Annotated in this window: 28 protein-coding genes; 6 read left to right on the top strand and 22 right to left on the bottom strand. The window is 51.6% G+C overall.

Features of this window, described 5'->3' with window-relative positions:
* Window positions 1-7 precede the first annotated feature (7 nt).
* Window positions 8-220, top strand: coding sequence for a hypothetical protein (locus LOKVESSMR4R_RS04290; protein ID WP_087206461.1), 213 nt, complete (start codon window positions 8-10; stop codon window positions 218-220).
* Between the two features lie 283 nt (window positions 221-503).
* On the opposite strand, the gene LOKVESSMR4R_RS04285 is transcribed toward LOKVESSMR4R_RS04290, so the two are convergent.
* The 9 genes from LOKVESSMR4R_RS04285 to LOKVESSMR4R_RS04245 form a co-directional block, all read right to left on the bottom strand.
* The gene (locus tag LOKVESSMR4R_RS04285) at window positions 504-1250 is read right to left on the bottom strand and encodes an SDR family NAD(P)-dependent oxidoreductase (protein WP_087206460.1); all 747 of its coding nucleotides are present in this window, start codon (window positions 1248-1250) and stop codon (window positions 504-506) included.
* A gap of 13 nt (window positions 1251-1263) precedes the next feature.
* Complete coding sequence (locus tag LOKVESSMR4R_RS04280; protein WP_087206459.1) at window positions 1264-2250, bottom strand: acetamidase/formamidase family protein; 987 nt, start codon at window positions 2248-2250, stop codon at window positions 1264-1266.
* Window positions 2251-2285: 35 nt separating this feature from the next.
* Window positions 2286-2999, bottom strand: a complete 714-nt coding sequence (locus LOKVESSMR4R_RS04275; protein WP_087206458.1) for an ABC transporter ATP-binding protein — start codon at window positions 2997-2999, stop codon at window positions 2286-2288.
* Window positions 2992-3711 carry an ABC transporter ATP-binding protein gene (locus tag LOKVESSMR4R_RS04270; protein ID WP_087206457.1) on the bottom strand — a complete coding sequence of 240 codons (720 nt, stop codon included), beginning with the start codon at window positions 3709-3711 and terminating at the stop codon, window positions 2992-2994. The genes LOKVESSMR4R_RS04275 and LOKVESSMR4R_RS04270 overlap by 8 nt, the downstream gene beginning before the upstream one ends.
* Window positions 3708-4805, bottom strand: a complete 1098-nt coding sequence (locus tag LOKVESSMR4R_RS04265; protein ID WP_087206456.1) for an ABC transporter permease subunit — start codon at window positions 4803-4805, stop codon at window positions 3708-3710. Before LOKVESSMR4R_RS04265 ends, LOKVESSMR4R_RS04270 begins: the two co-directional genes overlap by 4 nt.
* A complete protein-coding gene (locus LOKVESSMR4R_RS04260; RefSeq protein WP_204248721.1) occupies window positions 4802-5674 on the bottom strand; it encodes an ABC transporter permease subunit in 873 nt (290 codons plus the stop codon). Before LOKVESSMR4R_RS04260 ends, LOKVESSMR4R_RS04265 begins: the two co-directional genes overlap by 4 nt.
* 63 nt (window positions 5675-5737) lie before the next feature.
* Complete coding sequence (locus LOKVESSMR4R_RS04255; RefSeq protein ID WP_157898129.1) at window positions 5738-6976, bottom strand: urea ABC transporter substrate-binding protein; 1239 nt, start codon at window positions 6974-6976, stop codon at window positions 5738-5740.
* Window positions 6973-7635 carry an ANTAR domain-containing response regulator gene (locus tag LOKVESSMR4R_RS04250; RefSeq protein WP_087206454.1) on the bottom strand — a complete coding sequence of 221 codons (663 nt, stop codon included), beginning with the start codon at window positions 7633-7635 and terminating at the stop codon, window positions 6973-6975. Before LOKVESSMR4R_RS04250 ends, LOKVESSMR4R_RS04255 begins: the two co-directional genes overlap by 4 nt.
* Entirely contained in the window at window positions 7632-8846 is a 1215-nt protein-coding gene (locus LOKVESSMR4R_RS04245) for a transporter substrate-binding domain-containing protein (protein ID WP_237331901.1), read from the bottom strand. The genes LOKVESSMR4R_RS04250 and LOKVESSMR4R_RS04245 overlap by 4 nt, the downstream gene beginning before the upstream one ends.
* Window positions 8847-9549: 703 nt before the next feature.
* On the opposite strand from LOKVESSMR4R_RS04245, the gene LOKVESSMR4R_RS20745 reads away from it, so the two are divergent.
* The 3 genes from LOKVESSMR4R_RS20745 to rpsU all read left to right on the top strand — a co-directional run bounded on the left by LOKVESSMR4R_RS20745 (window position 9550) and on the right by rpsU (window position 11539).
* A complete protein-coding gene (locus LOKVESSMR4R_RS20745) occupies window positions 9550-9717 on the top strand; it encodes a hypothetical protein (protein WP_335673974.1) in 168 nt (55 codons plus the stop codon).
* A gap of 276 nt (window positions 9718-9993) precedes the next feature.
* Window positions 9994-11223, top strand: a complete 1230-nt coding sequence (locus tag LOKVESSMR4R_RS04235) for an integrase (RefSeq protein ID WP_087206453.1) — start codon at window positions 9994-9996, stop codon at window positions 11221-11223.
* A gap of 109 nt (window positions 11224-11332) precedes the next feature.
* The gene (gene rpsU / locus LOKVESSMR4R_RS04230; protein WP_087206452.1) at window positions 11333-11539 is read left to right on the top strand and encodes a 30S ribosomal protein S21; all 207 of its coding nucleotides are present in this window, start codon (window positions 11333-11335) and stop codon (window positions 11537-11539) included.
* 21 nt (window positions 11540-11560) lie between these two features.
* Here the strand turns inward: rpsU and LOKVESSMR4R_RS04225 are convergent, their stop codons facing one another.
* Entirely contained in the window at window positions 11561-12127 is a 567-nt protein-coding gene (locus tag LOKVESSMR4R_RS04225) for a tyrosine-type recombinase/integrase (RefSeq protein ID WP_087206451.1), read from the bottom strand.
* A 366-nt stretch (window positions 12128-12493) separates the two neighbouring features.
* Between LOKVESSMR4R_RS04225 and LOKVESSMR4R_RS04220 the strand changes: the two genes are divergently transcribed.
* On the top strand, window positions 12494-12826 hold the full coding sequence (locus tag LOKVESSMR4R_RS04220) for an H-NS family nucleoid-associated regulatory protein (protein WP_087206450.1): 333 nt from the start codon (window positions 12494-12496) through the stop codon (window positions 12824-12826).
* 37 nt (window positions 12827-12863) lie between these two features.
* On the opposite strand, the gene LOKVESSMR4R_RS20060 is transcribed toward LOKVESSMR4R_RS04220, so the two are convergent.
* Entirely contained in the window at window positions 12864-13046 is a 183-nt protein-coding gene (locus tag LOKVESSMR4R_RS20060; RefSeq protein ID WP_157898128.1) for a hypothetical protein, read from the bottom strand.
* A gap of 84 nt (window positions 13047-13130) precedes the next feature.
* On the opposite strand from LOKVESSMR4R_RS20060, the gene LOKVESSMR4R_RS04215 reads away from it, so the two are divergent.
* Window positions 13131-14114, top strand: coding sequence for a tyrosine-type recombinase/integrase (locus LOKVESSMR4R_RS04215; protein WP_087206449.1), 984 nt, complete (start codon window positions 13131-13133; stop codon window positions 14112-14114).
* A gap of 94 nt (window positions 14115-14208) precedes the next feature.
* Here LOKVESSMR4R_RS04215 and LOKVESSMR4R_RS04210 read toward each other — a convergent pair whose 3' ends face one another.
* From LOKVESSMR4R_RS04210 to LOKVESSMR4R_RS04170, 11 genes are all read right to left on the bottom strand, one after another.
* Entirely contained in the window at window positions 14209-14868 is a 660-nt protein-coding gene (locus tag LOKVESSMR4R_RS04210) for a hypothetical protein (protein WP_087206448.1), read from the bottom strand.
* Window positions 14869-15042: 174 nt separating this feature from the next.
* Window positions 15043-15324, bottom strand: a complete 282-nt coding sequence (locus LOKVESSMR4R_RS20055; protein ID WP_157898127.1) for a hypothetical protein — start codon at window positions 15322-15324, stop codon at window positions 15043-15045.
* A gap of 15 nt (window positions 15325-15339) precedes the next feature.
* Window positions 15340-15885, bottom strand: coding sequence for a peroxiredoxin (locus tag LOKVESSMR4R_RS04205; protein ID WP_087206447.1), 546 nt, complete (start codon window positions 15883-15885; stop codon window positions 15340-15342).
* Between the two features lie 86 nt (window positions 15886-15971).
* Window positions 15972-16298, bottom strand: coding sequence for a DUF3768 domain-containing protein (locus LOKVESSMR4R_RS04200; protein ID WP_237331900.1), 327 nt, complete (start codon window positions 16296-16298; stop codon window positions 15972-15974).
* Window positions 16291-16749, bottom strand: a complete 459-nt coding sequence (locus LOKVESSMR4R_RS04195; protein WP_087206446.1) for a hypothetical protein — start codon at window positions 16747-16749, stop codon at window positions 16291-16293. The genes LOKVESSMR4R_RS04200 and LOKVESSMR4R_RS04195 overlap by 8 nt, the downstream gene beginning before the upstream one ends.
* 452 nt (window positions 16750-17201) lie before the next feature.
* Entirely contained in the window at window positions 17202-17828 is a 627-nt protein-coding gene (locus LOKVESSMR4R_RS04190; RefSeq protein ID WP_087206445.1) for a hypothetical protein, read from the bottom strand.
* A gap of 126 nt (window positions 17829-17954) precedes the next feature.
* Complete coding sequence (locus tag LOKVESSMR4R_RS20050) at window positions 17955-18179, bottom strand: hypothetical protein (protein ID WP_157898126.1); 225 nt, start codon at window positions 18177-18179, stop codon at window positions 17955-17957.
* A 155-nt stretch (window positions 18180-18334) separates the two neighbouring features.
* Entirely contained in the window at window positions 18335-19063 is a 729-nt protein-coding gene (locus LOKVESSMR4R_RS04185; RefSeq protein WP_087206444.1) for a hypothetical protein, read from the bottom strand.
* Complete coding sequence (locus LOKVESSMR4R_RS04180) at window positions 19060-19344, bottom strand: hypothetical protein (protein ID WP_157898125.1); 285 nt, start codon at window positions 19342-19344, stop codon at window positions 19060-19062. Before LOKVESSMR4R_RS04180 ends, LOKVESSMR4R_RS04185 begins: the two co-directional genes overlap by 4 nt.
* Window positions 19345-19354: 10 nt before the next feature.
* Window positions 19355-19588 (bottom strand): hypothetical protein, encoded by a 234-nt coding sequence (locus LOKVESSMR4R_RS04175; RefSeq protein WP_087206442.1) that lies wholly within the window; start codon window positions 19586-19588, stop codon window positions 19355-19357.
* The gene (locus LOKVESSMR4R_RS04170; protein WP_087206441.1) at window positions 19585-20283 is read right to left on the bottom strand and encodes an ATP-binding protein; all 699 of its coding nucleotides are present in this window, start codon (window positions 20281-20283) and stop codon (window positions 19585-19587) included. The genes LOKVESSMR4R_RS04175 and LOKVESSMR4R_RS04170 overlap by 4 nt, the downstream gene beginning before the upstream one ends.
* Window positions 20284-20293: the final 10 nt, after the last annotated feature.

Below are 20293 nucleotides of genomic sequence, written 5' to 3'. Positions count from 1 at the left end.
ACACAGTATGGTTGCACTCAGCGCAAATACACACACGCTGCTGGACGGCGCTGTAAAGGTCTACCTGCGCGGCAACAGCAAGCGCTGGCAGGCCACGTTCAAGATTGGCGAGCATTGGGTGCGCATCAGCACGGGCAAGCGTGATCTGGAAGAAGCCCAGACAGCGGCGCGTGACCAGTACCTTCAGTACCGCGTCCTTAACAGCTTTCCTTCAAACTGAGCAAACTGAAGTAATCTTGCAGTAAAAAGTCCTTACTAATTATCATGACATTTCCCTGTTCAACTGGACATTGCTTTTCAGTACGACCAACCAATGCACCTCCGACGATAATGTCACCCTCTCTTATATCTTTTATTTTCTCTATTTGTCAGATTTCTGCGATTCTGGCAGATGGCCTCTCCATAATAAAAAAAGATTATAATAAACACGGTGGTGCGTGTTTAGATATTTGAGAAGATCTACGACTAAACAAAATGTGATATTCTACATTTTGCGCTGTCCATCAAAGCTGGACGCCTTTCGTCAAAGCACCGTCGATCACAAGGTTCGTACCGCTGGTAAAGCTGGATGCGGGGCTTGCTAGAAACACGACGCCGCGCGCCACCTCCTCCGGTTTGGCCATGCGGCCCATCGGGTTTAACCCCAAAGCGTTCGCAAAAAGCTCAGGATTGCCAGTTTCGATCTGGTTCCAGATGCCACCTTCAAAATAGGTATTTCCCGGTGATACTGTATTGGCCCTGATTCCCTGTGGTGCCAGTTTATAGGCCAGCCCTTGTGCATAATGCACCAAAGCCGCCTTGAACGCGCCATAGGCCGGACCGGTGAAATCAATCTCACGACCCGAAACGGATGACACCAGGACAATCGACGCGGCCTTTGATTTTTCGAGCCAAGGCATCGCTGCATTCACCAACCGGACCGAATGCATCATGTCGGTGTCGAATCCGGATTGCCATGCGGCTTCGTCATCAGCCACGGCCAGGGCAGAGACGTTACCGATCACAATGTCGATCCCGCCCATCTTTTTGGCACTGGATGTGACCCAGTTTTCGAGCGCCGCTTTGTCGGATACATCCACGGCAGTCCCGTCTACGCCCATGTCACTGGCGGCCTGCTGCACATCTGCTGCGGTGCGCGCGCAAATGGACACCTTTGCGCCTTCATGAACCAAGATTTCGGCGCAGTGCCGGCCGATCCCCTTGCTGCCGCCAGTGATCAGTACCTTCAGGCCATTCAGTCCAAGATCCATCGTTTGCTCCTGTTCACTTTACATATTTTTTTGCGATCGAGGCGCCAACACTGTATTTTGGGTCAACCATATTTCCCAGACGAACCTTGCCACACATCGTCAACAACATATAAGCGTCGGCTTCGCTTTGGCCAGTTTCGGCGGCAAGCCAGCGCACCAGTTCACGATATGCAATGCGCGAAGCATCCTCCAACGGTCGGGCAGAGCCGATGAACATCATCATCTGTTCTGTTTCCAACTGCGGCCATGTATTGCCATGCCCCTTGATCAGATCGATCTGCAGTTCCACGGTTGCCGGTATCTCAAGGGCAACACCGCATAGTTCGCCATCACCCTGAATGGCGTGGCAATCGCCCAGATAGAGATAAGCGCCCTCTTTGTTGACCGGCAGATAGATAATTGCACCGGGGCCGACATCTGGCATATCCATATTGCCGCCGTAATAATCTGGCTGCAGGGACGAAATCGCCTCAATTTCCGGCGATGTGCCGATGGTCCCGATAAAAGGCTCATATGGCAAGGTCAGCGTGTCTGACCAATAGACACCATTGGTATCCACGTTCACCTTTTTCACCTTTTCTGGCAGCGGTGCGTTCAGCATCGCGGTATTTCCGGTACCAACCAAGCCACCGAATTCGGGGATCAGACAGGTTGTGCCAACAGGCTGGGCACCGCGCGGCGTGATCGAGATGATACGCACGGCAAGGGCGTCACCCTTTTGTGCGCCTTTCACGAATATTGGGCCTGTCTGCGGGTTGAGAAACGGAAAATTGAGTATTTCAGAAGGTTTATCATTTTCTGACGTGATTTTGCCTTCGAAAGCATCGTGCGTTTCCACAGTCACAACAGCGCCGGGCTCGACCGTCAGAACCGGGTCCGCATAGGGACCATAAACATAGTGAAACTGGCCTTGGTCCTCGATTGAAATCGTATGACTTTGACCAGCCTGGCCCTTTGCCACGCCTTTGCGTGCCATGATCGACGTTTCTAACCAACTCATTTTGTGTCTCCTTCCAAATTATTTTCGTATCACGATCAAATCGTCAGGTGGCGCCGGACTTCATCACGCGATGTGATCTGTTCACGGCTCAGGCTTGCCACGATGCGCCCCTTTTCCATAACATATCCGCGCTGCGCCATAGAGACGATCAGATCAAGGTTCTGTTCGACCAAAAGCACGGCCACACCTGTCTGTGCGTTCAACTCCCGTACGTTACGAGAGATGTCCTTGATGATAGATGGCTGAATCCCTTCCGAAGGCTCGTCCAGCAGCATCAGCTGCGGATGGGCCACCATCGCGCGACCGATTGCCAATTGCTGTTGTTGCCCGCCTGAAAGCGTGCCCGCCCGCTGACGGGCGCGGTCTTTCAAGATCGGAAAGAACCGATATATCGTATCATAATCCGGAGCCAAACGGCCCGCACCAGCCACTTCGCCGACCATCAGGTTTTCACGCACAGTCAGTTCTGGAAAGACTTCGCGCCCCTGAGGGATATATCCCATGCCGCAGAGAGCGCGTTGGTTGGCCGTTTGCCGCGTGACATCTTCGCCCGCAAAGTGGATGCTGCCCGCGCTCGGGGACAAAAGCCCGATCAGTGTGCGCATCAACGTGCTTTTGCCAACACCGTTGCGGCCAATGACAGCAACGATTTCACCAGCGTTCAACGTCAGGTCTACACCTTGCAGGACTTGTTCCCCACCATAACCGCAGAACAGGCCCTTTGTTTGTAGGAGGACAGTGTCAGTCATTGCTTGTCCCCAAGTAGATTTCCTGCACGCCGCGATGTGCTGTGATTTCGGCAATATCGCCTTCGGCAAAAATGCTGCCCATATGTAAAACTGTCACGCTGTCAGCGATCTGCTGAACAAAGGCCATATCATGTTCAACAGCCAGAATTGTGATCCCGCGCGCATTCAGCGCATGCAGCATTTCGCCTGTCTTTTGCGTCTCGTCGGGTGACATGCCCGCTGTCGGCTCGTCCAGCAACAACAGCTTTGGCTCGACCCCGATTGCCATACCGATTTCCAGCCATTGCTGTTGGCCATGCGACAGCACGCCTGCATCCGTTGCGACCTCCTCTGTCAGGTTGGTAAATTCCAACACGCGGCTGACGGTTTCGCTCAGGCTTGCCCCATGCAAATGATGCTGAAAGGCAATTTCCAAATTCTGCCGCACAGACAACGCCTTGAAGATGCCAGGCACCTGAAACTTGACGCTTATGCCTTTGCGGATGCGTTGGGACGAGCGCAGGGGCGTGATGTCTTCGCCCATAAAGGTAATTGTGCCAGCGTCGGGCGCATGCTCGCCCAACAGCAACCGGAAAAAGCTGGATTTGCCCGCGCCGTTTGGCCCGATCAGACAATGCATCGCGCCTTGCTTGAGCGTAAAGTCGATGTCACGCGCCACAGTGACGCCCCCAAAGCTTTTGTTCAGCTTGCTGACTTCAAGGATGTTTGTCATTTGCGGACCTTTCGGAACATGCGACCGATGCGATCCATCAATGTCGCGACAAGGCCATCAGGGGTCACAAGAACCGTGAACAACAACAGCGCCCCCATCACGACCAAGGCATATTGGCTTCCATAAATCGTGAGGTATTGAAATCCGGCGATAACCAAAAGGCTGCCAAGCAAGGTTGCTGTGATATCACGGCGTCCACCAACAGCGACCCAGACGATCGGCAAGGCCGCCGATGTCAGCCCCATGCTGGAAGGTGTGATATATTGCCCCCATGCGGTATACATCACGCCGGATACCCCAGCCAGCGCACCGCCAAGCCCGAAAGCCAGCATTTGATAAAGCCGGACGTCATACCCGAGCATTTCGGTACGCTCCGGATTTTCCCTGATCGCAACAAGCACGTTGCCAAAGGGCGAGTTCAACATGATGCGCAGGCCGAGATAGACCAACACCACCATCACAAGCAGCACATAGTAAAGCGCTGTGCCGGAATAGAGTGCCACATCTCCTCCAAACCACGGCACCGTCAATGGTGGCATACCTGACATGCCATTGAAGCCATTCAACCGCGCATCACCGATACGCCACTGTGGCCCTGCCGTCTGTGCCATGAATGTTTCAAACACCAGCGTCACCGAAAGCGTCACAATACCGACGAACACACCTTTGATGCGCCCGTAAAACATAAAATAGCCAATCAGCAGGGCGAATAGCCCGGCAAGGGCCACGGCAAGGATCAATGCAAGCCAGGTCAGGCCAAAAGCTGAACCGATATTGATGGTGATGACACTATAAGCGTATCCAGCTAGCCCAAAGAATGCCGTCTGGCCAAAGCTCAAAGCCCCACAATATCCCCAGACAACGCCAAGTCCCATGGCCATAAAGGTCCAGACAAGGAAATAGGCGGCGTTGCCGACGGTATAGCTGCTTGTAAAATTCGGATAGACCAAGCCGGCCAAAAGCACGAGCGCAGCAGCAATCCAAAAGCCAAGGCCGCTTCCCTTCGTCTGCGGCCCTTCAAGCCGTGCAAGCCAGACTTTCGGTCCGCGCTGCGCCGGGGCTTGCACCGCATCAGAGATTTGATGCCCGTTCATTTTTGCCACCTTTTTACAAGAGCTGAAAGCCCGCCCGGCATGATCCGAATAACGACGATCACCGCGATCAATAGCCCGATCTGCCCGAACAACTGCCCGTACCAAGCCGTCAGGGCAGCTTTGATCAATGCAAGGATAGCCGCAGCTGGGGCGGCACCGACAAAGATATCCGCGCCCCCGACAACAACGGTGACGAAACTTTCGACGATGAATGTCGCGCCCATCGTTGGCACCATCGTCATGGTTGGCGCATAGAGCCCACCCGCAAGACCAGCCAATCCAGCACCTAGCCCAAAGGTCAGCCCGTAAACACGACGCGTATCCACACCAAGTGCTTTGGCCATTGCCGGCTTTTGAATGGTTGCACGCGCAATCACACCAAACCGGGTTCGATAGAACAGGACATAGAGGCTTGCCAAAAGACCGATCGCTGCTGCGAACAACACCAGCCTGTAAATTGAATATGATCTATCCCCGACAGCCATTCCGCCAAGTGGCGTGCCTATCCCCTGCATGGTTGGTCCAAGTAAAATCAGGACACCTTGTGTCGCGATCAAACTGACACCCCAGGTCGCAATGATCGAGTCTAGCGGGCGGTGATAAAGGTGACGCATAATGGTCCGTTCAAGGACCATTCCCAAAATCGCCGCAGCCAAGGCTCCGCACAGCATCGCCAGTGGCAATGGCACACCTGCACGCGCGGTTGCTGCGGTGACATAGGCCCCGCACATGATGAATTCACCATGTGCAAGATTGATGACCCCCATCATGCCGAAGATGACGGCAAGCCCAGCGCAGGAAATCACCAGAAACGCGAAAGCATCACCAAATTGGTATATCATCGAGAAAGTCGCTACGAAAAATTCCACTAGTGTCGCCCTCGTATTGATTCAATTGTCTGGGCGGAGCCATAGCCCCGCCCAAAGTGTGCTTTACTGTGCAGGCGGTGGGCTTGATGGTGAATATTGGGCACTCGGGTCATTCTGGGTCAAATCACACCCAGCATCACCCAACCAGTAGGGCGCAATATTTTCCCATACCTCTGGGAAAGAGATCGAATGATCAGCTTCGACTTTTGCGAGGTAGATTGTGTGCGACATATGTTGGCTCTTGGGATCAAGGCAAACTGTGCCTGACGGACCGTCAAAACAAACGTCGCCTTCAGCTATTACAGCCCGGATCGCATCATGATCAGTGCTGCCTGCGCGTTCGACCAATTGCTTATAAAGGTTGATACCGATATACGAGTTCGCTGCTTCTTGGTTGATGTAAGGTTCATCCGGGAACATCGCCCTGAACCTTTCGACAAAATCATTCGACGCGGGCGTGTCGATTTCCTCGATATAGTTTGTTGTGACAAACATGTCCGCCAGGCTGGGGGGAGTAAAGCGCTTGTGCTCATAGCCCTGCCCGACATTTACTGACGAGGCCATCGGCAAGCCAACATCTGCAGAATTCGCCTGTTCGTAATAAGAGGCCTGTGCCGCGCCAACCAGAAGCGTCACAACAAAATCTGCTTCGCTCGCCTGAATGTTCTGTATTGTTTGTGAGAATTGCGACACGCCCAGCGGAATGAATTCCTCACCCACCATGGTGCCGCCGTTTTCTTCGACGATCTGGCGCACCCACTCAGCAGAGATTTGGCCAAAGTTGTAGTCGGCGGCAAGCGTGTAAACATTCTTGCCGTAAGTCTCCATCATCCACGGGATCAAGGTCGAGAACTGCTGCTCTGGAACTGCACCCGTTACGATCATGTTGGCGTCACACACACCGCCTTCATACTGGTTGTTATAGAAAGCCAGACCGTCAAACTGATTTACAATCGGACGATAGGCTTCGCGAGAAGCGGATGAGAAGCCCGCAAAGACCACGTCAACTTCATCTTGTTGCAGCGCACGGCGCATGAATTCCTGATACCGGCGATTATCGGATTGCGTATCATAGATGACAAGTTCGATCGGACGGCCAGCAATGCCACCAGCATCATTGATTTCCTTTGTGGCCAGTTCAATCGCATGTACTTTGACAGTCGTTGCTGCAGCAAAGTCACCGGATTGATCTTCCAGAACGCCGATTTTGATCGGGCCATCCTGCGACAGCACCGGCTGTGCCAGAAATGTGCTGCCGGCCAGTAGCGCTGTAAAAAGACAGCGTTTGTCAATTTTTTTCATCGTGTAAGTCTCCTGTTGAGGGGATATTTTTTTTGGCAGTCATCGGCTTTTGCTCCAGGGAGTCGATGGGGACCCTGCGCGCGGTCGTCAGGAGCGAGATATTCGCGCGCCAACTCGTCGATCGGAATACGGCGATTCATGGCCGCCAGACGAAGCTTTTCGTAGGCTTCGTCCTGGTCAAGGTCATGGGTGGTCATCATGTCGATAACCGCTGCCGTCACGATCCTGCGTCCAGCAAGACGCTGACGCAAAGTGATAATTTCCTGCTCTGCCTTTTGTTTTTGGGAATGTTCATTCACGGCAAGAAGAATTGCCGTATAAACCCCCGTGTTGCGGATCGGCTTGAGGATGTGGCTACAACATCTTTGTCGCAGGATGCGCGCTAGATGGCTTGGTGCTTCCGAACCGATCAATGCAATGCACGGCACGTTTGACTGCGCGTTTTGCAAAAGTAGCGGTTCAATCGGAACATCGGCATCGAAAAAAATGATTTCGCAATCTGCAAGTGCAACCTGCAGATCTGCATCCAGTGGATCGAACGCCTTGGCGACCAAGCCCAGTTTGCCCAGAACGTTCAAAAGAACTTGGCGATTGATATCATCGCAATGCAGCACCAACGCCCGCAGCCCGCGAAAATTCTTTTGAATCCCTACTCTCATTTGACGACCTTAAGGCGCGGAGCAGTTTGTTTAAGATCCAGATCGCCGATATTTGCCCAAACGAGATATGGGTCTGGCCGCACTGGTGCAGGATCTTCGTGCAGTATTTCAAAGGTCCCATCCATTGTTGAACGTCCGATGCGGGGGCGCATGTAACAATGGAGATTATCCGGATCGACCGTAACGAGACCTTGCGGAGCTGCAAACTTGAGCCCGCGTACAGCATTGCGCACATCGGAAAAATCCGAAGATCTAGCCTTTTTTACAGCGCGGGCCAGCAGGTGAACGGAAATATAGGCTGCTTCTGCATCCGCAGAGGCACGTCCCAAGTACCCGTAGGATTGGTCCCATTCAGCGGTAAAGCGGATATTTTCTTGCGATGATATGGTTGAGAAATATACGGATGAGGATAGATGACCGGCCGCGCAAGAGCCAATCTTGGGCAATTCGACTTCTGATAGGCTACAGCTTGCAATTGGCAGGTTACGAGCTTGATCAATTCCCGCTTTTTCAGAGGCGGCGCGCAACAGACGAATAAACTCGTAAGATGATTCACCGATCAACGTCGTAAACACGAAATCTGGGTGATCATGCACTATCTGCTCAGCTAGCCCCTCTAAATCAATGTCTCCGACCGCAAAATAGCGCTCGCCCATGACAGAGCCGCCAGCTTCCAGCAGCGCTTCGCGCAAGATACGATTGTTTTCCCACGCCCAAATATAATTGGACCCAACGAACCAACCACGGTTTCCGTGATGCGTAAGCAGATGTCGTGCTAGTGGAATGATGTGCTGATTTGGGGCTGCACCTGTATAGACAATGTTATCGCTGGTCTCGAAACCTTCGTAATGTGATGGATACCATAGCAAAGCATCGTTTTTTTCGAAGATTGGTAGAACTTCTTTTCGACTGGAAGAAGTATAGCAACCAAAAACATGGGTCAAACCATGATCTAACAGCAAGCACTGCACGGCATCCGCATAGGCTGATGGTATCCCTTTTGGATCGATTACCACGGGTCGTAAGGTGACAGCTTCGTCGGGGTTGGCGTTGATTTTAGCAATCGCTAAATGCGCGCCGGCAGACATTGATTGCCCTACGGCTGCATAAGATCCTGTTGTTGAATACAAGATACCGACATCAAGTGTGGTTTTTCGCATTTCCAGATCCATCAAATAAAAAACCCCCAAGGCGACCGTCAAGTCGTTCAAGGGGGCAATTCTGCCGTTCGCTAAAAGCGTCTGTCGTAGGAGTTATAGTCAACGCCTCATTATCGAGGCGGCCTCACTGTTGAGGCACAAGCTGTTTCCAAAGGGCCATATCAGTTCGCTTCCTGTCAAGAAGTTTTTACAAAAGCCCAAACCAAAGGAGTATTTTGCCGCAAATAGCACCAGTTGCTGTATTTTTAATCATTAAGGCCCCTTGGTTCAAAGGGTCTTCTGGTGAACAGATTACGACTCGTCACAACATACCACCCGCTAGTGACCCGCTATAGACTTGCCCAACATCATGGCACCAATGCGCATAGTTCTAGGCATGACATTACGATCTGGCACTGATCCAGCCGGTTCATCGCATGGCGGCAGTCACGTGCCTCGCACCATTAAAACCAGCAAGCGTAGATGGAACTGGATGCACACGGAACGACATCTTAAGCGTAATGCCTGCCCGACACTTCCTTATCAACGCCACCCACCGACCACATCCTTGCCGGTGTCGCCCTCATGTTGGGATTTTGTGTGACGGAACCGTTGTTGGATGTCGCTGCCAAACTGGCATCGAGTAGCATTCCAGCCAGACAGATCACCGCTGCGCTCTTTATCGGGCAATGCGCGCTGATGACACCGTTTGTCAGGATCATGGGGTTATCGTTGCGGGTTGCGCACTGCCTATGGCTCGCACTGGTGATGCGCGGTGCTTTTGCTGGTCGCGGCCTTTTGCTTTATCGCCGCCATTAGCGTCATGCCACTGTCCAATGCGCTGGCGATCGTGTTCATGGCACCGTTCATCGTGCTGCTGGTGGGAAAATATTATCGGGGCGAAGATGTCGGGCCGTGCAGTGCATGGGCGTATAGCGCCTAACGACGATTGGGGATCAAGCATTATTAAAGCTGGATTACGCACGGGTGTGGCTGTGTGTGTGAAATTGTCCTTGCGGTTGCCCCGAAACTTCAGTGGGAACCTTTTTAATGGTGGTTACGGTATAGTTGAAAATGCCAAACACAGTGTTGGCAACATAATGTTTGGGACACAGTTGTGCGACACAGTGCTTGCGCTGCCTTGATTTGGCCACAATCTTTCCGGCTGACAACTTCAACACTACACCGTAGTGTGCGATAACGCTGGAGGTACAGCAGCATGGTCGCACTCAAACCTGATACACATGTGCTGCTGGACGGGGCTGTGAAGGTCTACAAGCGCGGCAACAGCAGGCTGTGGCAGGCCACGTTCAAGATCGACCAGCACTGGGTGCGCATCAGCACGGGCAAGCAGGATCTGGAAGAGGCCAAAACTGCGGCGCGTGACCAGTATCTTGAGTACAGGTTTCGCGCCAAACACGATCTGCCCGTTGTGACCAAGCGCTTTGAGGATGTGGCGCGGCTGGCCATTGTGGATATGCAGCGGCAACTCGATGCGGGCGCAGGGCGCAAAGTGTTCAAGGATTACATCACAGCGCTGCACCGCTATTTCATCCCGTTCTTTGGCAAGACTTTCATCACCAGCATCGACCACGACAGGATTCAGGCGTTCAATGCGTGGCGCACGAGTGTGATCGGTCATGAGCCAAAAGCGTCAACGCTGAACACACACAACTCGGCCATGAACAGGGTCTATGCTGAAGCAGTGTCGCGCGGTTTCGTCATGCAGGCCAAGGTGCCGATCTTGGCCAACAACGGTGAGGGTGCACAGCGCAGGCCAGACTTTAGTTTAGCCGATTATCGCACCATGATCCGCAAACTGCCCCATTGGATTGAGCAGGGCAAAGGCGGCAAGTCACGTGATATGCGCGAGTTGCTGCGCGACTATGTGCTGATCGTTGCCAACACAGGCATGCGGCCCGGAACAGAGGATCAGAACCTGCGCTGGAAACATGTGACTGTGTTCACAGAAAATCAGTTGGACTATGTGGAATTCTACCTTGCTGGCAAGACCAAGCCACGTGAAGCCATCGGTCGGTCTGGCACCATCGACTATCTGCGGCGCATTCACTCCCGTACAGACGCCATCAAGCACATCCCCTTTGAAGTAATGCTCAAGCAGAAGCTGGACCTGCCAGTGTTCTGTCTACCGGACGGGTCAGTCACTGAGCACCTGCGTCAGACCTTCAAAGCATTTTTGACTGCATCTGACTTGTTGAAGTGTCCCAAGACCGGCGAAAACCGCGTGCTGTACAGTCTGCGGCACACATACGCCACGTTCGCACTGGTGAACGATGGCATGGAAATCCACGCTCTGGCCAAACAGATGGGCACATCGATTGGCATGATTGAGCGGCACTACAGCCACCTGACCCCGCGTATGAAAAAGGACATGTTCACCGGCAAGCGGTACGAGTTGTCCCGTGATGAGTTTGATAAAACAGATTGACGCACAAAAGACACCAAGGGGAATTTTCCCCTGTAAACATTTCGCTTGATAATATTGTGCTGCCACACAATATGCATCCAAATTTTCCTTGTAAGATAGAAGAGCTAAAATGGAAGTAAGTGTTCGCGACAACAATGTTGATCAGGCACTTCGTGTGCTGAAAAAAAAGCTGCAGCGCGAGGGTGTCTTCCGCGAAATGCGCTTGAAGGAGCATTTTGAAAAGCCGTCCGTTCAAAAGGCTCGCGAAAGAAAAGAAGCAATTAGCCGTCAGCGGAAGCTAGCTCGCAAAAAAGCACAACGCGATGGGCTTCTATAATCCTAAGACTACGGGTCCCGCTTACAGCAGCTCAACTGCATTCGCCAACTGCTCGGCGTTCACGTCGATATACCGCTGTGTAGTCGAAATATGCGCATGCCCCGCCAAAGCTGCAAGCAACCGCACCCCTACCCCTTTGTTGGCCAAGCGTGTGATGTAGGTCCTGCGACCGCTGTGGCTGCTGGCGTCTTTGAGCCCACAAGCCTTGTAGATGTCCAAGAACAACTGGCACATCGTGTTGGCTGAGAAGTGCCCGCCCTTTTGACTTGCAAACAGCGCCTGCTGCGGGTCCACCAATTTGATCGTGTCCCCATAGTCCACTAACGCACGCCGCAAGCGCTGGTTCAGGTACACCGTGCGCGTTTGCCCGCCTTTGCTCTGTGCTGCACTCAAGATGAACTGCTCACGCACAGCACCCGCTTCGTCAAACACATTCCCAACAGAGAGCGCAGCAATTTCTTTGGCGCGCAGACCTGCATAGAAGCTGACCATGATGATGGTCCTATCACGAACCGGATGACGCCTGCTGCCTGTATAGTGTAATACTCGGCGCAGCTGCGCCTCGTTCAATGTCTGTGCCTGCCGCATCCAAAATCCCCCAAAAAACCTAATGCTTTGCTTGCTTTGACTATAAAGTCTGAGGTTTCGGTTGGTCGACCGATTTCCAGCCAGCGTCTTTCTCTATGCTTTTCAATTGGTTAAGCAATAACCTCATAGAATACTAGTTCTATGAGGTTTTCAGCTGTGTCGCGCAGCGCAGGATAAACTGCGCAGTTATTGCAGCATTGGCGGTCGTTCCAGCAAAAAGCGTTGTCAAAAGATAGATGAATGCAGCAGCGTTTTAAAAAACAACCCAGCTACAGAAGATATTGGAACCAAACCACCTCAATGTGCGTTGAAGGTTGTGGACGGCAGGTATATCAGCCCCCCAATAACGCAAACAACGGATTCTAAATGTTTAAAGAAAATCTGGACAGCATGTCAGTTAATGAACTCAAGCAGCTGCATAAAGACATCACCAAAGCTATTTCAACTTTTGAAGATCGTCAAAAAGCTGAAGCCCGCAGCAAAGTGGAAGCGCTGGCAAAAGAGTTGGGCTTTTCGCTTTCTGAGCTGATTGGCACAAACACTAAGTCCCGCCGTATTGCTGCTGCCCCAAAATATCAGCACCCTGAGAACCCTACCCTCACGTGGTCTGGTCGAGGACGCAAACCGCTCTGGTACATTGAAGCCCTTGCATCAGGCAAGACGCCCGAAGACTTGGCCATCGCCCAACCAGCCAACTAAATCGCGGCTGTCAGCTGCTCATAGACACGGGCGATATTTACACCAAATCGTTTGGCTCTGCCGGTTTGGTTGATCTGCTTGTTGCGCTTTTAAAAACATCATAGGCAGGCGCGGCTGTCAGCAACGTCCGCGCTTGCTCAGTTAATCCATACTTTTCGACATATTCCAGCAATGCAGCTTCCAGACGCAGGATTAGCTGGCAATGCTGGTCTATGCTCATGTCTCCCCCCCAATGACTATCTAGACATTTAATCGAATTGTTTAAGATCAGGTTAATGGCAAAGAAGCGCTGAAAGGGTTAGGGATGAAACAGGCATTTGACAGAGATATTGAGCGAACAGAATTACTTAGCAGACTTTCGAACATATCATCCAAAAAGCGTAAAGACCTGATAGAAGAGTATCGCAGACGGTCAGAAGCTGCGTTTGCCCCTGAGACCTTAAGAAATTACCGCTTGATAGTGCGCACCTTCACCGAATGGTGCTGCAACAACGGGCATAACGCGACACCCCCTATTGAACCTGCAACAGTGGCCGCATGGGTAGACGACATGGGTGGTAAGCTTGCTGCCAATACGATTGAAACCAGACTGTGGGGGATCGCTGAGCTGCATCGCTCGCAGTTTCTGCCGTCACCAACCCGTCATCGTCTCGTTGAGCTTGCTTTGAAGGGCGTGAAGCGCCGCTATGGCAGCGCGCAAAGGCAGGCCCCGCCACTTGGTAAGCGCGAAGTGCTCGCAGTCATCGCTAAGCTGGGTGATGAACGGCGCGACATTCGAGACAAAGCGCTGCTGTGGCTGGCAACGGATACGTGGTGCAGAGCATCAGAGCTCGTCGCATTCAAAGTCCGTGATCTGCAGCGCCAAGATGACGGAAGCAGCTTAATGTTTGTGGCCCGCTCTAAGACTGACCAAAATGGCGAAGGATCATACGCATTTTTGTCAGCAAAAGGCTCACAGGCGGTCGTGCAATGGATCGAGCTGGCTGGCAGAAAAGCAGATGATCCAATTTTGACAAAGTCGCAACGTGGCGGAAAAGTTGTGCCCATGGACCCGGCGACAGTCTCACGCATCATGAAACGCTGCGTTGGTCGGCCGGAGGTTTCAGCGCATAGTACCAGAGTGGGTGGTGTGCATGATGCGTTTCGTCTTGGCTGCGATCTTACATCGATCATGGTCGCAGGTCGCTGGACCTCGCCAGAAATGCCTGCGCGGTATGGGCGACGTATTCTCGCTTCTCAGTCAGCGGCAGCAAAGGTGTCCGAGGCTTTTGACAAGAACGGCATGTGATTTTGCTACTTGATCAGGTCACCTTCGCGCTCTGACGTGATATTAAAACTGATACCTTTTATTTCAAGCGGCATTCCTGAAAAATCATACTTGCTCACACTCGCATGAACCCTAAGCCAAATCCATTTATCATATTTGTCTTTTCGCCTATACTCCACAATAACTTTCTTTTTTCCAAACTGGTCAGTTGCTTCAGTGCTTTTTTTGCACCTTGAACATCATCTGGGTGCAAAATAGATATCCAGTCGTTCAACGCGATACTCAAGCTACCTGGACCGTGTATCGCATGTTCTAAATAACTTGGCGCAAATGTGGCTTCGTTTGATTGCAAATCAAGCCTCCAAGTATATGCTTTACTCGCATTAAGAACATCATAATAATGAGAGGATACTTGCTGAAATTCAGTTAGATCAACCACTATCCCACTAATAACATTAAATTCTTCAAGAACAATGGTGCGGAAAAAGTCGAACTTCAAAAACTTTTGACCAACGCCAACAGTGTATAAACCAAAACAAAATGCATGACCATCTATTATGGCTTTATTTATCATTGATGATAAGGAGTACTTTTTTTGCTGCTTTATGACGTTTCTCAAAATAAGCACCGCATCAACACCTTTCTGAATATCTTGCTCTAAAATATCCCAAAGATCGCCAAGAGTGTGAACACTTGCGATTTGACCATTTTTGTGAATCTTAATCTCAAACGATCCAGTTTTTGGCAGGTTAATTAAGTATTGCGCTTCAGTCATATTCTTTAAATTCCCATTTAAATTAAATTCACATATTGCATTTTAAATCTTTAGCTTATATGCGATTAAATCATGGTGCCATAATTCCATTGAGCCAAGAACCCCACTCTCTAAGACATAGCTCATCGATGCCAGAATAGCTACTTTGATCGAAACACATTAAATATAACGGGATCAGCGTTCCAAACAGGCGACCCAGTGACTGCGCCTAGAATTGAACCGTGACTTTTTACGCGAAACTGGTTTTTGCAATGCCACCTCAGATTTATTAGGATTAGCAGAAAGCGCAGCGGCCCAATTTACAATCACACGACAGAACGACTTGGTTTGGAAGAGCATCGCATGTTCATGCGCATCATTCAAAGTCAGCAGCGCAGCCCGCAGCAATGGCGAATGCTGCACGTCAGGATGATCACCAGGCAGTAAACAAAACTCAATCATGCTTCGTGATGGCATGAATTACGTGCTTGTCTAAACTGACCTTGGCTGGTGATGATGCAGCAGGTAGTCCATCATCGTTTCCGCAGATGAAACCGTCATCGGCACACCGGGTGGATTGTCTCGTAGCCCTGGCTCGACGAATTGCTTTGAGATTGTACCATTCTCAACCAGCATTGAATAGCGCCAGCTACGCATGCCCAGGCCCTGTGCAGACCGATCAACCAGCATGCCCATTTTGCGCGTGAACTCTGCATTGCCGTCGGGCAGCATGAACACCTTCTGGATGTTTTGAGATTTGGCCCACTGGAACATGACAAAAGCATCATTCACAGCGACGCAGACAACGCTGTCAACGCCTTGTGCAGCAAACTGGTCATGGAGCCGCTCATAGCCGGGTAAGTGACTTTCTGAACAGGCTGGCGTGAATGCACCCGGCAAGGCAAAAACCACGACACGTTTGCCTGCAAACACATCACCGGTCGAAAGCTGTTTCCACTCAAACGGATTATCGCCTGCAATATCGGGATTGCGCACACGCGTATGGAATACGGCATCTGGCACTGATTGTGGGGTCATGTTGCGTCGCTCCGTGTTGGTTCATCAGTTCTGTTTGATACCGCTGCTCTGAGCAGGTAGACAACCCCACCGCAATGCTAGTTCCGTCAATACTCTTCGGCCAGCATGATGGTAAGCACCCGCGCTGTGACAGTGGTGTCCGTGGGGTCAGGCGAGTGCATAGTGAAGTCCAAATCGTAATAATCCCATTTCCAGAACACATCCGTACCTGCATAGATGATCTTGCCAAAGTCATGCTCACCATATGGGTCGTTGTCCGCTGTGAACGCATCAAACGATTGCACTGCAGACAAGATTTCCGCAGTGGCAGTTTCACCTAACGACTGAATGCCCTGTGTGATCACAACACGACAATCCATGAAGGTTTGCCGTGCTCTATCATTAAGTATGGCTATTTTCGCCGCGTCATTCATTGGCAATGGCTCGTGCTGCACCTGGCTTGAGGCCTGGTTCGCGCTGTGTGGCCTTTGCAATGGCTGCATCCAGCTCACCAGCCGCAGCTGCCGCTGCGAATGCCTCCAACACTGTGGCCACGTCCTTGAGCGTTTTAACGAACACAGCATTATTGACCCCATCTGCTGCGATCACACGTGCGCCATAACGGCACTGCACATACCAACCCTGGTCTTGTTGAAAGAACCACGCACGAGCACGTCGCTGTGTTTTGACCAAGACCCGTTCGCCCTGATCATTTGTCATCCACTTTGACCGCTCAATCATGTGCTGTTCACCACGCACAGCTGCGTCAAATACAAGCTTCTGTTCCTCAAGAGCCGCAACCAGCTTGTCACGACGCGCAATCATTGGATCACGTGCGGTGCTCTTTGAGACTGTCTTGAATGTCAATTTTGCCAAATGTGTCATCGAGTAAGTGCTCCCTTGCTATACACCTATAACGCGAACATATGGTCAACGAAGTAAGTGGACGACCGGAAAGACGGAATGATTTGGCAGAAAGATTTGATCAGCGAAAGGCACGGTGTAAACCGAAGCAACGCCCATAAAAAAAGCGTCTAACGGTATAACCCGCTGACGCTGTGTTTTGGCCTATCGCCCCTGTATAAAAACTTATCTCTTATGATAACTTTCATCTCACTTGATGCTGGGTCTTGCATTCAACGTTGTTTAACAACTTGAGCACCTCTTCACTTAATATACTGTTTTTATCTATTTTTCGTCTTCCACTTGATGTTTTTCATCTGTTCTCTTTGACTTTATGTTGTTTGAACATTTGCTCGTGAACAAGGATGTGCCAAGAAATTCATCTACGACACCATCCTGTTCGAGTTGTCTGATATGTTGCAGTGCGCAGGGGCCTAGCCACGCTGCTCTACGAGGTCTCCGTCGTCTGCCGCATACGCTGCCTGTTGTGCCTGTAATGCCTCATGTGCTTGCCTAAGCCAGATTGGGCTGGCTGCCCTTTCAATGCGCTGTCGCTGAGCGTCATGCTCGTATTTAGCCATTTCAGCCAAATCGATGCTGTGCCAACTGATCCCGTCCAACCATGTGGCGCTGCCCATGCGCCAATATTCGCGCGTGCAATACTCGGCAGCCTTCCATCTGTTGATAACCGGTGTGATCCAGTTTTTGGCCAAAGGCGCTGTTTGCGCGTGATGCTGCGCCCAGATCGCGTTCAGCACAGTACAGGTGCGTTCCGTGTCACGAATGGGGGATTTTAGCAGGAAATGAATATGAAAGTTATCGCTGTCGCTGCCCTCATGCGCAAAACACCAGCGCGGCACACGCACACCCTGTCGCTCAGCAGCATGGCCAAAGAACACACGGTCGGCCCTGTTCCAGTAGCTGCGCAGCAGCTTCGTGGCTGAGGTTCTGCCGATGCGTCTGCCGTTGACGAACTTGAGCGTGCCAAACACGTCCCAGTCGTGCGCCAGCAGATTGTCCATCAAAGCTCTGCGTTCACGTTTGCGCTCCGCCAACACCATGCACTCTCCTCCTCGTGTATTTATCAACGAGGACGCAAATGCAGGTCGTTTCTGAGCGATCAGTTTATGTTGGCACTGCTGGCATGGGTCGGCTTGGCACAGCCTCCCTGGCGCATTTTGCAGTCGCTAGGTCCACATCCCATAAGGGGGCAGAGCGCTATAGCCGTTGAGCACGTAGAGCTGTGTGGCCTCGTCCAGTTGATCCCAAATCGCAAAGAACGCACTTCGCTCCGCCTCGGTCATCTGTGCTGCAGCAGCCGTGATACTTATGACCAGCATGTGCTCCACGCGGTCTTCCATGTCGCCAAAACAGGCCGTCTCGTAGCGCAGGCAGCAATCGACCGCCCGCAAGACTTGTAGTTCCACCGCATAAAAGGGCGCTTGTGACTACCACAACACACTGAGGCAAGCTGCCTCAAGCAGGTCGGCAACACTATCATCGATCACAATATCAACCCTCCGAGACGCGCTTGTCCCTGTTCAGGCCGCACAGATGGCCCTGCTTCTTAGTTGTCGAGCAGTTCGGGCATGTTTTTGACAATGAGAGAAAATACAGGCTGCAAGCTGCCCGTAACATCGCACAGCGACCTCAGCTTTGCGAAATTTACCTCTCCACCTTTTGATAGGTAAGCGAGCACAAGGTTCATGTCCGTGATCAGTTGGGCCCGAAGTGCGCTATCATCCGTCTGATCCGCAAGGGCCGCAGCATATTTAAACCAAGGGATGTAGGGCAAAAGCTCTGTCATCAGTGCCGTTGCATTGGGTCTGAGGAGGGTCTCCGTAAAAGCATCAAGCCGCAGTTGGTGCACAGCGTTGATGAAATACGATATGACAATGTACTCGTCGACATGATCAAACCGCAGTTCTGCAGTGAGCCCAAGGTAGTTAAATTCAGCTTCGAACAGTGCGCCAGAGCGATGTTTTGCGAAGAGATCGTGTAAGGGCGTTGGCAAGTACACCTTCACCGCAGTCGTGATAATCAATGCGCACTCTTTTAATTCATGGTCAATACGCTGTTCGATGGTTCCCTCATCGCTTGTTTCGATACCTCCAAAATTAGGGTGAGCCGTGGATCTTATTTGATACTCAATGATTTTTTCTTGTGCGGGGTCAGGATCATCGGACGCAGTAAACAAATCTAGCTCAAGATCGGCTTCCGCAATGATAGACCAGAGACGTATAAGTTCTTCTACGACGGCATTAAGCTCAGAAATTGGTGTGGAATGCTTGTTCATTTGGAAACACCCCGCACGTAGTCTTCAAGATACTGAAACTGCTGATACACAGACATCTGGTTCCATTGAGCTGCAAAGACACTGCCCGCTTCGCGCGAGAGATTTTCATAGATAGATAGATCGATTGCACCAATAAGATCGCTTTCAAGGTGATCCAACATCTCATGAAAGGGATTCACCGCCTCGTAGTCATCCGCCAAGGTGCTTACAGCATGGCGCTTGTAAACGAGGTCGCGTACATCAGCATTGACCACCTGCGAAAGCCCCTTCAGCTCCAACATCAATGTTTGCCTATCCATGATCGCTCTCCAGCATTTCGCAGATGGTGATTTGTTCATCTACGGTGAGCGTGGGCCAACGAGCCGCAAAAGCACGGGCTTGGTTTTCGGCCAGCAGGGTTTCAGCGAGGGGCACAAAATCTGCCTTCGGAGTGTTTGAGGTTTTTGCAGCAGCAACCACTTTGCGCAGGCCGTAGAGCTCAAAAAACCTGAACTCCATCCGCATATCCTTGATGTGATCCGTCATGGCGTGCCTCTTGCAGCTTGGTTCAGGATGCTCGCGACTGTGCGAGGTTGCACGGATGCAGCAGGTGCAAATTGCCGTGCGGCGTCGACTTGCTCTTCGAGATAATCAACGAAGTCGCGTGCATCGCCAGTGAAATTTGCCATAAGCTGTTGAACGAGCGAAAAAGATACATTTACCCCCTCAGCAGTCAGGATCGCTTGGGCACGTGGCACCCAATCTGTGGGAGCAGGCTTTTTCACCTCCACACACCGCAGGCGGCTTTGCAGGGCAGGCTTCAGCTTATTGATGTAGTTTGTGCTGGCTAGAAGCTGAACGCTCTTGTGCTGCTCGATAAAGGTGCGGGTTTTGCCCGGGAACGCTTCCTCTATCTCATCGATTTCATCGATCACGATCAAGGCAGGCGTACTAACTGGCCACATCTGCATCTGTGCCATGTTCAGCATTTTATCATAGATGCCTTTTGCGGCATCTGCGCCATTGATTGTAAAGTCCACACACCCAATGCCCTCTTGGGCAAACTGGGTTTGTGCAATCAAACGTAAAGCTTCTGATTTGCCCGTACCAGGTTCGCCATAAAGCAAGAGTGGTTTTGATGGGCGGGCATAGGCATAGCGGTCGATGATCGCGGCAACATTGGGATCTGCAAATACAAGGTCATGCACAGACCGCGGCCTGTGACGTTCAGCGAAGGTCATGGGATATCCT

It is taken from the genome of Yoonia vestfoldensis, assembly GCF_002158905.1.
Classification (GTDB): domain Bacteria; phylum Pseudomonadota; class Alphaproteobacteria; order Rhodobacterales; family Rhodobacteraceae; genus Yoonia; species Yoonia vestfoldensis_B.
Note: the sequence above shows the minus strand (reverse complement) of the source record. Positions and strands in the feature narration are given on the sequence as shown.